General features: G+C 36.0%; 11 protein-coding genes and 1 tRNA gene. 9 read left to right on the top strand and 3 right to left on the bottom strand.

Annotated features, from left to right (window positions below; all coding sequences use genetic code 11):
• The first annotated feature begins 82 nt into the window (after positions 1-82).
• From QE177_RS00315 to QE177_RS00305, 3 genes are read left to right on the top strand one after another with little or no spacing between them, the layout of a single operon-like run.
• Positions 83-1003 (top strand): ABC-three component system protein, encoded by a 921-nt coding sequence (locus QE177_RS00315; protein ID WP_280550793.1) that lies wholly within the window; start codon positions 83-85, stop codon positions 1001-1003.
• A complete protein-coding gene (locus QE177_RS00310; protein ID WP_280550792.1) occupies positions 1000-1248 on the top strand; it encodes an ABC-three component system middle component 6 in 249 nt (82 codons plus the stop codon). The genes QE177_RS00315 and QE177_RS00310 overlap by 4 nt, the downstream gene beginning before the upstream one ends.
• A complete protein-coding gene (locus tag QE177_RS00305) occupies positions 1245-2966 on the top strand; it encodes an ABC-three component system protein (protein WP_280550791.1) in 1722 nt (573 codons plus the stop codon). Before QE177_RS00310 ends, QE177_RS00305 begins: the two co-directional genes overlap by 4 nt.
• 635 nt (positions 2967-3601) lie before the next feature.
• Here the strand turns inward: QE177_RS00305 and QE177_RS00300 are convergent.
• A tRNA-Sec gene (locus tag QE177_RS00300) sits at positions 3602-3696 on the bottom strand.
• A 196-nt stretch (positions 3697-3892) separates the two neighbouring features.
• Here QE177_RS00300 and prlC point away from each other — a divergent pair.
• The 5 genes from prlC to QE177_RS00275 all read left to right on the top strand — a co-directional run bounded on the left by prlC (position 3893) and on the right by QE177_RS00275 (position 12825).
• A complete protein-coding gene (prlC, locus tag QE177_RS00295; RefSeq protein WP_280550790.1) occupies positions 3893-5935 on the top strand; it encodes an oligopeptidase A in 2043 nt (680 codons plus the stop codon).
• The gene (gene rsmJ / locus QE177_RS00290) at positions 5936-6703 is read left to right on the top strand and encodes a 16S rRNA (guanine(1516)-N(2))-methyltransferase RsmJ (protein ID WP_280550789.1); all 768 of its coding nucleotides are present in this window, start codon (positions 5936-5938) and stop codon (positions 6701-6703) included.
• A 231-nt stretch (positions 6704-6934) separates the two neighbouring features.
• Positions 6935-9595, top strand: a complete 2661-nt coding sequence (locus tag QE177_RS00285; protein ID WP_280550788.1) for a hypothetical protein — start codon at positions 6935-6937, stop codon at positions 9593-9595.
• Between the two features lie 142 nt (positions 9596-9737).
• Entirely contained in the window at positions 9738-11438 is a 1701-nt protein-coding gene (locus tag QE177_RS00280) for a type I secretion system permease/ATPase (protein ID WP_280550787.1), read from the top strand.
• A 49-nt stretch (positions 11439-11487) separates the two neighbouring features.
• A complete protein-coding gene (locus tag QE177_RS00275; protein ID WP_280550786.1) occupies positions 11488-12825 on the top strand; it encodes an HlyD family type I secretion periplasmic adaptor subunit in 1338 nt (445 codons plus the stop codon).
• Between the two features lie 165 nt (positions 12826-12990).
• Here the strand turns inward: QE177_RS00275 and gdhA are convergent, their stop codons facing one another.
• Positions 12991-14331: an NADP-specific glutamate dehydrogenase gene (gene gdhA / locus QE177_RS00270; RefSeq protein WP_280550785.1), complete on the bottom strand. Its 1341-nt coding sequence runs from the start codon at positions 14329-14331 to the stop codon at positions 12991-12993.
• Between the two features lie 255 nt (positions 14332-14586).
• Positions 14587-15018 (bottom strand): universal stress protein UspA, encoded by a 432-nt coding sequence (uspA, locus tag QE177_RS00265; protein WP_280550784.1) that lies wholly within the window; start codon positions 15016-15018, stop codon positions 14587-14589.
• Between the two features lie 411 nt (positions 15019-15429).
• On the opposite strand from uspA, the gene uspB reads away from it, so the two are divergent.
• A complete protein-coding gene (gene uspB, locus QE177_RS00260) occupies positions 15430-15756 on the top strand; it encodes a universal stress protein UspB (RefSeq protein ID WP_280550783.1) in 327 nt (108 codons plus the stop codon).
• Positions 15757-15849 lie beyond the last annotated feature (93 nt).

Raw genomic sequence — 15849 nt, 5'->3', positions numbered from 1 at the left:
CTATCTCTTATAACGACATAGACTATGGATATCTGTCTTTATTTAATACATTCAGTGAATATTAAGATCGGAATATAAACGAATGGATCGTATACAACAGCTTAACTATGAAAAAGATTTTCGTATTGCTTTCCTTGAATCCAAAGGGGATGGATTTCAGCATCTGTTTGAAAAACTAATGTCGAAAGTATATCACGACGATTTCATGGCTTGCCGCCCTTGGGGTAATGTTGGTGACCGAAAGAATGACGGGTATTTATTTTCTATGCGCATGCTGTTCCAGTTATATGCTCCTAACGAACTGAGTGCGGCCGAAGCCATCAGGAAAATCAATGAAGATTTTAAAGGTGCAAAAGAACACTGGGAAAAATATTTTGACGAATGGATTTTTGTCCACAATGCTCCTGATGGACGCCTCGGTCCTCACGTAATTGAAGTCTTAGCTGAGCTCAGAGAAAATAATCCAGCTATCAGGATCAGTCATTGGGGATATGAGAACATGCTGCTCCTGTTTCGGCAACTGAGTCTGCAGGATCTTGAATCATGGTTCGGGCCCTCACTGACAATGGAGGCCAACGTTAATCTGGGTTTCAGTGACTTAGCAGCTGTACTTACGCATATTAGTATTAGGTCGGCACCAACTACAATAGAAGTAAAAGAAGTGTCGCAAGGAAAGATTGAAGCTAATTTTTTATCTCAAGAAGTTGCTGATTTTCTGAAAATTGGTATGCAAAAATCACCTCTTGTTGCACAGTTTTTTGGTAATTGGAGAAATCCAACGTATGGTGAACAAATTGCACAAGCGTTTAATCGTGAATACATACTATTACGAGAGCAGACGCCAATACTTCACCCTGATGAGATATTTGGTCGCTTAGAAGCATGGGCTGGAGGCACCACTAATACAACACCGTTGCATAAGGCGGCTGTATTAGCTGTTATGGCGTACCTGTTTGATAAGTGTGAAATTTTTGAAGATGCAAAAGCAATGAGGACAGTATGATCCTGCCATCCAAACATTTGCCACAAGACAGAGCATTATTAACAGTAGGCGCACAAATCCTCACATTGATTACTTGCCCCAAGACAGTTTCTGCAATCTGGGAAGAGCTGAATATACCTGATACAGATATCACAGTTATACCCAGAAAGATAACCTACGACTGGTTCTTGCTTGCTCTCGATCTTTTGTACACTCTTGGAGCTATTGAACTTGAAAATGGCCTTATGGCTCGGAGGTCAGCTTGATTCATTACATTTATAGTACGCTGCCGAGCTTCAAGAATATTGGTGAGCTGAAGCCGGGACTGAATATACTGATAGCTCAAAAAACGAAAGGTGCCACCAGTAAGCAAACGCGTAATCGTGCTGGTAAAACTAGTTTTGTTGAGTTGGTGCATTTTTTATTTGGAGCGGAAGCAGATCCAAAATCAATATTTCGTACTCCCGAACTGGCTGAATACACGTTTGGCCTAGACTTTGATCTGAGCTCAGAATCTACAGTTGTAGAACGCAGCGGTGGTTCAAAGGCTAAAATTTTTGTTACGACCCCATCCGCAGAAAAAATTAAATACTCACCTACTGAGTGGTGCTCACTTCTTGGAGAACAAATATTTGGTTTGAGTAGCCCTAAAGCCGCTGGCAGTAAACCACCTTCATTCAGATCTCTATTTTCCTACTTTGCTCGCAGGCAAGCAAATGGCGCTTTTATGAGCCCAGAAAAGCAAGCCACGATGCAGAGTACTGGTGATATGCAGATGGCTCTAATGTTTTTACTCGGATTAGACTGGCAAATTGCACGTGATTGGCAGACTGTTCGGGAGCGGGAAAAAACCCTTGCTGAGCTTAAAAAAGCAGCAGGCAACGGCGTATTCGGCTCAATCATTGGTAAAGCTGCTGATTTACGTACTGAATTGACTATTCAGGAAGCACGCCTTAAAAAGCTTCGCTCAGAAATTGATGTATTCTGCGTATTGCCAGAATACCGAGAATTGGAAATGGAGAGTACTACACTAACTCACCAGCTTAATGAATTAGCTAATGCTAATATGCTTGATTTTTCTGCAATTAGTGATCTTGAAAATGCACTTTCATCTGAAGTTCCCCCTGATCATGAAGATTTACAGGCGGTTTATAAAGAAGTTGGTCTCATACTTCCCGGGTTAGTTAAACGCCAGTATGAAGATGTGAAAAATTTCCACGAATCAGTGATACGTAACCGCAAAGATTATCTTTCCAGTGAGCTAGAAGCAGCAAAATTACGGATTGAATTACGTGATACAAAAAAAGCACAACTTGACCACCGACGTAGTGAAATTCTAAATATTCTCCGTAGTCATGGGGCATTAGAGCAATTTCTCAAACTACAGGGTGAACTGGGAAGAATGGAGTCTGAAGTAAAAACCTTGCGACAACGTTTTGAAGCTGCAGAGCAACTTGAAGGAACTAAGAATGAACTCGAAATTGAACGTAATCGTCTGATGATCCGTCTGCGGCGTGACTTTACTGAGCAAAAAGATCTCTTAGCAGAAGCTATTGTAGCTTATGAAGAAACATCTCAACGTTTGTACGAATCAGCTGGTAGCATGACCATCGATGAAACATCCAATGGCCCTGTATTCAGATTTCCTATGCAGGGAGAACGTAGTAAAGGTATTAAGAGTATGCAAATATTTTGCTTTGATATGATGCTTATGCGTTTGTGTACCAAACGTCAGACTGGACCCGGATTTCTAATACACGATAGCCATTTATTCGATGGTGTTGATGGACGTCAGGTGATCAGTGCATTACGCCTCGGTGCTGAAATAGCGCAAGAGATCGGTTTCCAGTATATCGTCACAATGAATGAAGATGATGCTTTTAAGGAAGCTATTGAAGGTTTCGATCTTCAGGAATATGTACTCCCCACACACCTTACTGATGCTACCGAGGATGGCGGATTATTTGGTATCCGGTTTGGATGAGTACAGAACAGATTCCTGAATAACTGAGCTCCTGTATAGCTAAAGGAAAATTTAATTTTAATAGTCTCAAAGGGTTAGATTAACAGATATTCTATACACTCTGGATCCCTCAGCTTAGCCACCTAAACAAAAAATAAGTAAAGATAAATGTATCCTATAAAGAATACTGGTATACAGGGACTGAGGTGTATTTTGAAAAGAAACATGGTATCGGTTTTTCTTACTGAAAAAGGCAGGCATATTGACGCAAATGAATTTCTGGGCAGGGTTACTTTCTGAAACAAGTAACTTCCTTGCTGCATCCTTTTTTCTCTCCTTGTTTGCACTAGGCGTGATTTCACAATAAGCCTCAAACGCTAATCATTCCCCTTTGCCTAAAAAGAGGTATCCCATACTCCTGTATTTAGCACCACCAGGTTTCACTAACAGATATAGCCCTTTCCTTACAGGAAATTTGTATGGTTTGAGTGACACTATTTATTGATTTATAACTATTTCCCCGATTTTCTCCGAAAAAATAAACATACCCAAAAGTGCCGCCACAAACCTATTGATTTAGGTTGAACTAAGTTGATATCCGTTGAATTAAAAATAGATATATTGATAAGAGATTAGTAGAATTAGATTGACTCAATTGGTGGAAGACCACAGGAGTCGAACCTGCCAAGGACCGCTGGCGGCCCCATCTGGATTTGAAGTCCAGCCACCCCACCGGGGACGATGATCTTCCATGGAAAAATTGGTAATCATTATAATCCTATTTGCAGAAATTCTAAACCTATGTATTTAAACAATCTCGCAAAAAATCAGATAAAATATCTAGCCTAATATTGAACTCAGCCGTATGTGGCCATATCTTAATCACATCTCTTATATATTTAATTTTACCTAGCAAATAGGATAATTAATCACAGGATGTTTTTATTATGACAAATCCTTTACTAACAAAATCGGTGTTACCCCATTTTTACACCATCACACCGCAAGATGTGATCCCAGCGGTAAACACTGTATTAAATGGCTATCGACAGACAATTGAGACCATACTTAAAGAAAATAGCACCTTTAGCTGGAACAATTTATGCCAACCATTAGAAGAAGCTAACAACCGACTCTCCCGCGCTTGGTCACCCGTTAGTCACCTCCATGCAGTAAAAAATAGTGATGAGTTACGACAAGTTTATGATAACTGTTTACCTATGCTATCAGAATTTAGTACCTGGATGGGGCAACACACCGGCCTTTATCAAGCTTATAAGTCACTAAAAAATAGTGCTGAATTTGATAAACTCAATCAAGCACAACGTAAATCGATTGAAAATACGTTACGTGATTTTGAGTTATCCGGAATTGGTTTACCTGTAGAAAAAAAGAAGCGTTATGGCGAAATTGCTATTCGAATTGCCGAATTAAAAACTAAATTTAGCAATAATGTCCTAGATGCAACAATGGGTTGGACACAATTGATTAAAAATAGCGACAAGCTTGCTGGTATACCAGAAAGTGCGCTGTTAGCAGCAAAAGCATTAGCTAACTCTAAAGGAGAAGAAGGCTGGTTATTCACGTTAGATATGCCAAGCTATCTGCCGATTATGACTTATGCTGATAATCGTGAGCTACGCCAAGAAATGCATCATGCCTATAACACCCGTGCTTCTGATCAGGGGCCAAATGCTGGTAAATGGGATAATAGCGAGGTTATGGACGAAATTTTAGCCTTACGCTACGAATTAGCTCAATTACTTGGTTTTAATAACTTTGCTGAAAAATCGTTAGCCACTAAAATGGCCGAATCACCCAAACAGGTGCTAGATTTTCTTACCGATCTTGCCCAGCGAGCTTACCACCAAGGTGAAAAAGAGCTTGCTGAATTGTCCCAATTTGCTAAGGATCACTACGGGATTGAAAAACTTGAGCCCTGGGATCTGGGTTATTACAGTGAAAAGCAAAAACAGCATAAATTTTCAATTGATAATGAACAACTACGTGCCTATTTTCCAGAACAACGGGTTATAAACGGTCTGTTCGAGGTGATTAACAGAATTTATGGTTTGACAGCTAAAGAACGTCATGATGTGGAGATATGGCATCCCGATGTGCGTTTCTTCGAATTATATGATGAACGCGGTGATTTATGCGGTAGCTTCTATTTAGATCTCTATGCCCGAGAACATAAACGTGGCGGTGCCTGGATGAATGATTGTGCAGGCAAATTAAAACATGCCGATGGTAGCGAACAAAAACCGGTGGCTTACCTAACCTGTAATTTTAACAAACCCATTGGTGATAAACCGGCGCTGTTTACCCATGATGAAGTTATTACCCTATTCCATGAATTTGGCCATGGTTTACACCATATGTTAACCCAAATTGAAGTAGCGGATGTTGCTGGCATTAATGGTGTACCCTGGGATGCTATCGAACTGCCAAGTCAATTTATGGAAAATTGGTGTTGGGAACCGGAAGCACTTGCTTTTATTTCAGGTCATTATGAAACTGGTGAACCATTACCAAAATCAATGTTAGATAATATGTTAGCAGCCAAAAATTATCAGGCTGCAATGTTTATTCTTCGTCAATTAGAATTTGGCTTATTTGATTTTCGTTTACATACAGAATATTCGCCGCAAAAAAGCGGACAAATTTTATCAACCTTACAATCGGTTAAACAACAAGTTGCAGTAGTACCGTCTCCAGAATGGAGTCGTTTCCCGCATGCATTTAGCCATATTTTTGCTGGTGGTTATGCGGCCGGTTACTATAGTTATTTATGGGCCGACGTTTTAGCCGCCGATGCATTCTCACGATTCAGCGAAGAAGGTATTTTTAATCGCAGTACTGGATTAGCATTTCTTGATAATATTTTAAGTCGTGGTGGTTCAGAGGAACCCATGGTACTTTTTGAACGTTTCCGCGGACGAAAACCAAAGCTAGATGCAATGTTACACAGTTATGGTATTAATGAATAAATGGCAATTGATATCCAATTAATTTGTGAACCCGGCGCTTCTCAAAGCGCCTTATCGTCTATTGCAGATAAATGGCAACTTAAACACTCACCGACTGCATTAATGGCATTAGTACTCACACCAGCGCATTTACAGCTAAAAAAATTAGACGAACCTAAATTAGGCGGCATTTATGTAGATTTTGTTTCAGGTGCAATGAGACACCGGCGTAAATTTGGTGGTGGACGAAATGAAGCTATCGCCAAAGCGGTTGGCATTAAAAAATCCTACTTACCCACTATTGTTGATGCGACTGCCGGTCTTGGTAGAGATGCTTTTGTCCTTGCTGCCCTAGGCTGTCAAGTACGGCTGTATGAACGTCATGCGGTTGTTGCGGCACTGCTTGATGACGGATTAGAGCGGGGTTATGCTGATGCTGAAATAGGAAGCTGGTTAAGACAAAGAATGACATTGCTACATGCTTCAAGTATTAATGCATTAGCAACGCTATCACCCGCCCCAGATGTGGTTTATCTCGATCCTATGTACCCCCATCGACAAAAAAGTGCCTTAGTAAAAAAAGAAATGCGCGTTTTTCAATCTCTTGTTGGTAATGATGAAGATGCCGATAACCTTTTAATTCCGGCAATGACGATAGCTAAACGCCGTGTTGTTGTTAAACGACCCAATTATTCATCCCCCCTCGCAGAAATCTCACCACAAACGACGATCAAAACTAAAAATCATCGTTTTGATATTTATTTATGTTCAACAGATTCATCCTGTTAAATATTAATAAAAATAATTAACAACCAAAAATGTTAATAAATAGTGAAACTTACTATTTGTTAACAATTTTATAAAAATATTCACCGTATGTAGCCCTAAAAAAACAAATTTTTTAAAAATAATATTCATATTATAAACATTAAAATAAACTTGCAATAACACAAAAATAAATGTAGCTTAACAAATGTTACTGTTTAAATGGATATTTGTTAATGTAATTGGAGATAATTTGTGGATTATAAAATAAAACAACAGGACAAATTTGATTATTATTTCGACACCAACAATTCAAAACAAGAAATAACTATAACAGGAAAAATAAAGGTTATTCTTCATTATAAAAATCTCACCATAAAAAAACAAAATAAAATAATTAAAGAACTTGAACAAACTGTAGATAATTTTAAAATATTTGCTAATTTAGAAGATATTAAACCAAGCCAACAGCCACTAAAAATATATATATTCGATAATAAAGAAGATTACCAATATTATGGCGAAAAAAAAGGTTTAGGTACTGAAGGAGGTAAATTCTATAAAGAAAACCTAGATAGCCCACCAACCATCTATGTATATCAACAAGGCAACATTCTTAATCTTAAACATGAATTTACCCACTATTTAACTCATACTAATATACCTAATGCTGGTAGTTTGCCTACTGTATTAACAGAAGGTATTGCTGAGTATATTGAGCATTTATCCGATAAAAAATTTAATTCGCAATCAAATAGCATTGATCTGACTGAAGATGAAATAAAAACCAAAAATATAACTCAGCTTTTAGAATTAAAATATTCAGATAACTTTTATGATAATGACATGGTTTATAAAGCAGGGCATGCTATTATAATGCATTTAAATGATAAGAACCCTAAATTATTAAAAAAAATCTTACATAATAAAAATCCAGAACAATATTTAGATCAAATTAAAAAAGAAAATAATAAATTTAAAGATTGGCTTACTGAAAATAATACTGATAATGCCATGCAAAAAATAAATGCATTAGAAGTAACTAAAGGTGGATTTATTGCTAGCAAAAAAGAAATAATAGATGGTGAAATTAAAGATGTAAATTATTACACCGCTAATATAAAAAATTTAACAACAAAAGAATTGGTTGGAGAATTTGCTACTGTAGAATATATGGGTTTTGGTAATTACATTCGTTGCTCTTCAGCCGCAAAGAATATCCATATCGATATCAGTTTAGACAGTGATTATCGCCATTTGAAATTAATTAAAAAAAATAACAATGAATTTAAATTAATATTTACCAATAAAGACGGTAGTAAAAATTATACTGAAAGTAGTGAATATCAATATCAACACCAAATTGTAAAATCAAAATACGCTAAACAAAACTCTAATGAACCAATAACTGATGAAAAAATAGATGCAATAATCGCTGAATTAATAGAGATTAATGCCAATACAGTCACCAATACGGACTTAACCAATAGACCTTTAGATACCATTTTCAGCGTTAAAAAACTAGGTAATGGTATGGCTAGTGCATTATCTTTATATAATGAAGAGGAAAAAGTTAGCGAATTACTTTGTGAAAGCGGTATATTTAAACAAATTGAAGGCCAAGAAAATAATGAAATGTTTATTTTTCATAATGGCCTACAACGATTTCATGTTAATTATGATAACAAAGCTTACCTAGCGATTGAAAATGAAGATGGACAATATAAAGCCGCATTTATCGATGGTAGAGCAGTTAATAACGATCCCTATTTTGATTTTTCGCATTTACACAAAAACGAATTACTAAGTCCGAATATTACTCATATTAATCAAGAAAAGCTTCCAGTTTTACAACTTAAAAATACTAAAATATACAATCATAAGGATTCTACATTTGCTCAATATTCAGCCTTTCAAAAAGAACATGGTCACACCATCAAGAAAGGTGAATTATTAGATAATAAAGGCAGTGCAAGTACAGAAGATGATGTACATAAAGCAGTACTCCATAAAGAAAATAAGGCATTTTATGATTTCAAAACTATCGGATTTTATATTAATGAAGAGTTAAGAGACCAAAACAATAACCTTATTGATGGAAGTGATTTATTTATTCATGATCATGGTAAAAACATTCGCTATCAATTACCAAAGGAAATAACTTATCTTAAGTTAATAAAAAAAGATAATGCTTATAAATTAGCTGTTTGTGACCAAGAGGGTACTGAATATACTGACATACCCGATGAATATAGACTTATCGATCCCATTTTTGCCCACCAATACGAAAAAAAAGATCATTCAAATAAGCATCTTAATATTGGCTTAATAGATTTTAAACAATATACAGAAGGTACTCTGTTTAAACTTAAATATGATCCAAATGATTATCAAATTCCGAGAGATAAAAATAATGAAATATTAAGAAGTTCTGATAATCAAAAATATGTCACTAAAGTAAAAATATTCCATAATGACACTGAAATTGGCATGTTATCGAATGATCATCATAATTTTCAAGGTGATATTTTCTTTTCCATTGATTATAACTACAGTTACAATGATTTTCTTGCTTCTTATTCTCCACAAATTGATATTATTGATGAAACAATATTGTTCGAACAAGGTGATGGTGATATTGGCGATACAAATCGAGGATATACTGATTATAAAAAAATTAATTTTGTAAAAAATAAAAATTTAGACTATGAAATTACCACTGAAATTCTTTATAATGAACAATCTTCCAGTTATTACCCTTCCTATCAACTATTAGCCAACAAACAATCTAATGAAAATGTGTCTTATTATAGACAACATTCGAATATAGGCTATGCTGGTTATCAGGATGAGATTAATGAGTGTACGGACAATGATAATGGAATGATTATTTCTGAAGAGATTATGTATATATAGGAATAGATAATATAACCTAATAAAAATAACTTCGATTACTAATTTTAAATACATTGGAAAATGCAAAGCATTTTCCAATATTTTAATTATTTAAATAATAGGTATTAGGATTGGATCTTATAAAAATAAAAATGGGAATAATATGATAGACAATTCAAAAACTAAAAATACCAACATATTAATTAATGAAATAAAAACATATAAAAAAGCGTTTTATAGTATTGGAATATTTACCGCTATTATCAATATACTGATGATCGCACCCTCAATTTATATGTTACAAGTTTATGATCGTGTCTTAGCGTCAAATAATAAAATGACGTTATTAATGTTGACACTTCTTGTTATTTGTATTTATTCATTTATTGGCATACTCGAATGGGTGCGTAATCTGATTGTTATACGTATTAGCACAGGTCTAGACTTATCAGTTAATCAATCGGTATTCAATGCAGCTTACGAGCAAAGCTTAAAATATAGTGATTCACAGGCCAGCCAAGCGTTAAGTGATCTAACAACATTACGCCAATTCGTAACAGGTAATGCTTTATTTGCTTTATTTGATGCTCCCTGGTTTCTCTTTTTTCTGTGTGTGGTATTTTTACTTCATCCCTGGTTAGGATATCTAGCCTTAGGTGGTGCAACCTTTATTTCCCTACTCGCTTGGCTGAATCAACGCTATACTCATAAACCACTGGCGCAAGCCAATCTGATGGCACGCAAAGCCATTAATCAAGCCTCTACCCACTTGCGTAATACAGATGTAATCGAGGCAATGGGCATGTTAGGTAATATTCGTCGTTGTTGGTCAACTTACCATCACGCTTTTTTATCCCATCAAAATTTAGCCAGCGAAAGAACTTCAGCTAGCAGCGCCTGGTCAAAAATAGCACGTTTAATGCTCCAATCCCTGGTATTAGGTATGGGTGCCTGGTTAGTCACTAACAATGAATTAACCGCCGGCATGATGATTGCCAGTTCTATTCTGGTGGGACGTGTACTCAGTCCCATCGATCAACTTATTGCAGTTAGCAAACAATACAATAATGCTAAGCAGGCTTATCAACGCTTAGATCAGTTATTCAAACAGCATCCCCCCCGTAAACAAGTGATGACCTTACCAGCTCCAACTGGCGAATTAAGCGTTGAAAATGTTCTTTATCGTCCTGATCCTGAATATCCACCGCTGTTATTTGATATTCAATTCTCACTCTCTGCTGGTCAAACATTGGCTATTATTGGCGCATCTGGTGCAGGAAAATCAACATTAGCGCGGATACTTGTCGGAGCGCTTCCACCTACCTTAGGATACATTCGGTTGGATGGTGCAAATATTCACCAAATGGATAGAGAAATTTTAGGGCCTCACATTGGTTATCTACCGCAAGATATACAATTATTTGATGGCACAATAGCAGAAAATATTGCTCGCTTTGGTGAAATTGATGTAGACAAAGTGATTAGTGCTGCTAAGATTGCCCGAGTGCATGACTTAATTCTGGCTTTACCCAATGGATATGATACACGATTAGGTGAGTATGGCCGTGGCTTATCTGGCGGACAAAAACAGCGCTTAGCTTTGGCGCGTGCTATTTATGGCCTTCCACGTTTAATTATTCTTGATGAACCTAATTCTAATCTTGATAGCGAAGGAGATAAAGCACTGTGCCTTGCGATTGAAGAACTTAAAAAACAACATTGCACCCTTATTATAATTACCCACCGCCCTTTTCTGATCAGATATGTAGAGCATGTTCTAATTTTACAAGCCGGCATGTCACCTCGTTTTGGAACACCACAAACGTTATTAAATGAACATAAAACTTCACAACTAACAACATGATCCTTCAATATTTCACCGGTAAAAATAATAGCAATTAATGGAAAAAAATATGTCAGTACAAGGTAAATATCACAAATCATCTCCTATCTTAACAGACAAATTAATCAGTAATGAAAAACGAGCTGTATACTTAGGCTGGTCATTAGTGACTATTGGATTTGGTGGCTTTTTATTATGGTCAGCACTCGCTCCTTTAGATAAAGGCGTTCCTGTATCAGGGAATGTGATTGTGGCAGGCAATCATAAAACTATTCAACATCAATATGGCGGGATCATCGAACAACTCTCCGTCAATAATGGTGAAAAAGTACAAGCGGGACAAATTCTTTTAACACTCAATACCGTTGAAGTGCATTCGGAATACAATATAAAACTAAAACAATACCACGAATTGTTAGTTAGAGAAGCCCGTTTATTAGCAGAACAGCAGGGCAAAAAACGGTTAATTATCTCATCCGCTTTACAAAGTGAAATGAAAGAACATGATGTAAGCGAGCTTATTCAATTAAATCAACAATTGCTGGAAAACCAATATCAAGTTTTACAATTAGAGTTGGCCGGTATTAAAGAAAAAATAACCGGATTAAACGCTATTCTATATGCCCAACAACAAAAAGCAAAAAGCCAAAAAACACAGCTTACAATGTTATTGCAACAATTAGAAGGATTAAGGGAATTAGAAAAAAATGGCTATATTGCTCGCAATACATTACTAGAAACTGAAAATAAATATACTGAAGTTGATGGTAATTTAGCACAAACACTTGGTGATATTAGTCGAATACAACATCAAATATTAGAGCAAAAACTGCTTAGCGAAAAACTCCAACAAGAATATCAAAAAGACGTTCATGCCCAACTAGCTGACACACAAACTAAGATTAATCATACCAACAGCCAACTCGTTAAAGCGAAGTTTATACTAGCTAATGCACAAATACGTGCCCCCGTTGCTGGCACCATAATTGGTATGTCAGTTTTTACTGAGGGCGGCGTAATCGTTGCCGGACAAAAAATGATGGAGATTGTTCCCGATGATCAACCACTATTAGTTGATGCACGTGTTCCGGTACAATTAATTGATCAAGTAAAATTAGGTTTACCGGTAGAGTTACAATTTACTGCATTTAATCAAAGCACAACTCCCAAAGTGGAAGGAAATGTGACGATGATCTCTGCTGATAGGCTACTTAATGAGCAAACTGGCGAGCCCTATTATTTATTACAGGTTCAAGTAAATGACAAAAATCGTCAACGCCTTAATCAGTTAACCATCAAACCAGGTATGCCAGTAGAGGTCTTTATTCGTACCGGTGAACGGTCACTACTAAATTACTTATTTAAACCTTTATTTGATCGCCTACATATGAGTTTAAATGAAGATTAATAGCGCTATACGTGAGATGATAGATAAATAATAATCGACATATTTACTAAAAACATCGCCTGAAAGGATAGTTGCAGGCGATGTACAATAAACAAAATAATATTCAGAATGTTACGTTATTTAGCTATATAATTAATTTTATTTTGCTCAATGACTATTAATTTGTTACAGGATGCCTTGCGCTAACATCGCGTCGGCCACTTTTACAAAACCAGCAATATTTGCGCCTTTCACATAATTAGTCTGCTTATCTTCTCCACCATATTTCACACAATGCTGGTGAATATCTAACATAATATGTTTCAAACGGGTATTCACTTTTTCTGCAGTCCAACTCAAATGGGCCGCATTTTGTGCCATTTCTAAACCTGATGTTGCTACTCCCCCTGCATTAGCTGCTTTTCCCGGCCCAAACAGCACACCAGCCTCAAGAAATGCATCCGTAGCTTCAATAGTCGTCGGCATATTTGCACCTTCAGCAACCACCTTGACACCATTCTTAATTAAAATTTTTGCATCATCTATATCAAGTTCATTTTGAGTGGCGCAAGGTAAGGCAATATCTACTGGTACCGACCATGGGTTTTTTTCTTTAAGATAAGTCAAACCAAACTCTTCTGCATATGCCTCAACCCGACCATATTGATTTTTAATCGCTTCCAATCGTTTAAGTTTTTCTGGTGTAAAACCTGCTTCATCAACAACGGTGCCATTTGAATCGGAAGCAGTAACCACCTTAGCACCTAATGACATACATTTCTCAATAGCATACTGAGCAACATTCCCCGCCCCAGAAACAGATACGCGTTTTCCCTCAAACGATAAACCATGATGTTTTAACATCGCATCAGTAAAATAAACCAAACCATAACCGGTAGCCTCAGGTCGAATTAAGCTACCACCAAAAGACATGCCTTTACCGGTAAAAACACAGGAAGTGTTGTTAGACAGCTTTTTCATCATACCTGTCATAAAACCGACTTCACGCCCACCTACGCCAATATCGCCAGCAGGAACATCAGTATAAGGACCTAAATGTCGGTAAAGCTCTGTTATCAATGCCTGACAAAAACGCATAACTTCTGCATGGCTTTTTCCTTTGGGATCAAAATCTGAGCCCCCTTTACCGCCGCCCATAGGTAAAGTGGTTAACGCATTTTTAAAAGTTTGTTCAAAGCCGAGAAATTTTAAAATTGATAAATTAACAGAAGGATGAAAACGCATTCCGCCTTTAAAAGGACCGATTGCCGAATTAAATTGTACCCGCCAGGCTCGATTAACTTGAACATTTCCCTTATCATCAACCCAGCAAACACGAAACTGAATCACCCTTTCAGGCTCTACTATTCTTTGCAGTAATCCCTGCTCACAATATTGAGGGTTATCGCGTAAAAACGGTGCCAAGGAAGTAAAAACTTCTTGCACGGCTTGTAAGAATTCAGGTTGATCAGCATAACGTGATTGGATTGGTGTTAGAAATGTCTCTAAAGATAAGCAACCTTTCATACAAAATTCCTTAGATTAAAAGATAAATTAAGATATTTTCATACTTATTAACATTTATTTTTCAGAACGACCTGCTATATGTGAATTCACTTATTGAATATATCACTAATTTATCTCTATTTTTAATGAGATTTTTTGTGTCTTAATCACATTTTCCGGCAAAATATAAGTAATTTAAATTATCGGAGATCAACAAAAAAACACTTGATTAATCAAGTGTTTTTATTGAAAAAATTGAATTATCAATAAGTATTATTAATCACTATCCTTTAATGGCACAATTAACATATCAACATGAACAGTATTAATTAGTTGACGAGCCGAAGACATTAACTTACTCCAAAAATCTTGATGATGACCACAAACCACTAAATCTACCTTATATTCTTTTATTGCATCGACCAAAACCTGCCCAAGATCACCTCGACCACTCAATTCTTTTTCAATTTTATAATCTGCTTCTTTTGCTAATTTGGTCAATGCATGGTGAGTTTCCTTGGTAATACGTTGCTCCATATCACCGAGATTCACATCAATCAATCCGGTATAAAGATCAGAATAATTTACATCAACATGAATTAAAGAAACTTTTGCATTATAAGGTTTTGCCATGGAGACAGCTTTATCTACTAAAATTTTACTCTCTGGGGACAAATCAACCGTAACAAGAATATGTTTGTAAGCCATATTTAGCTCCTTTCAAACGTCGCTCTTACAAAAGAATAGCTGTTTTTATGATAAATATTTAGCGATCAAACCTGATACTTAAATATCACCTTGAACATAGTTTAACAAAAATTTTACCCATTAAATTATGAAAAATAGATTCCTTACTAATAATTAGCATAGACCAAACCAGCTAATTTTTCCATAATTTAGCATAAAAATCATAGTGTTGAAGACATTAATTATTCGTTAAAAAATACATATCATAAAAATTAAATCGATAAAAATAATCCCAAAGGGTCATTTTGTGAAGTTGTTAGATTATTCTACAATTAAAATAAACCGGCAACTGATGAGCAAATATTCTCTTTTGTGATTGTTAAAAACAATATCAGCGGCTAAATCTGTATTTTTTGAGGTCATTATCTTAATATGCATGCATGGTTTTGGGCATTATGTATACTTTGCATCATAAATATGATGCGATATTTTTCTTCAATCCGAGTATTACTTTTTATTCTGCGGGAATCTGATCCCCTGCTCTATCAATCTGTTGATGGCAACGGATTCTTTACAGCCCATGGCCAATGGACTAAGCATATAAAACTAATTGGATACATTAATACTAAGCAATATATTAATCACCACGATCCGGAGGTTATTTTACGTTGTGAACGCATTCGCAAACAATTTATGTTAATTAGTGGATTAAGTATTATTGTTTTTATCAGTTTAATATGGGCTATTTGGGGATTTTAATCGGCTTACATAACATTAAAATTATATAGATAATATATTATTAAACGAACAAAAATAGTGATGCCCAAATAATTAAGCATCACTATTTTTTTG

This window comes from Arsenophonus sp. aPb, assembly GCF_029873475.1.
Lineage (GTDB): Bacteria > Pseudomonadota > Gammaproteobacteria > Enterobacterales > Enterobacteriaceae > Arsenophonus.
The sequence above is the reverse complement of the archived record's forward strand: the minus strand, read 5'-3'. Positions and strand labels throughout refer to the sequence as shown.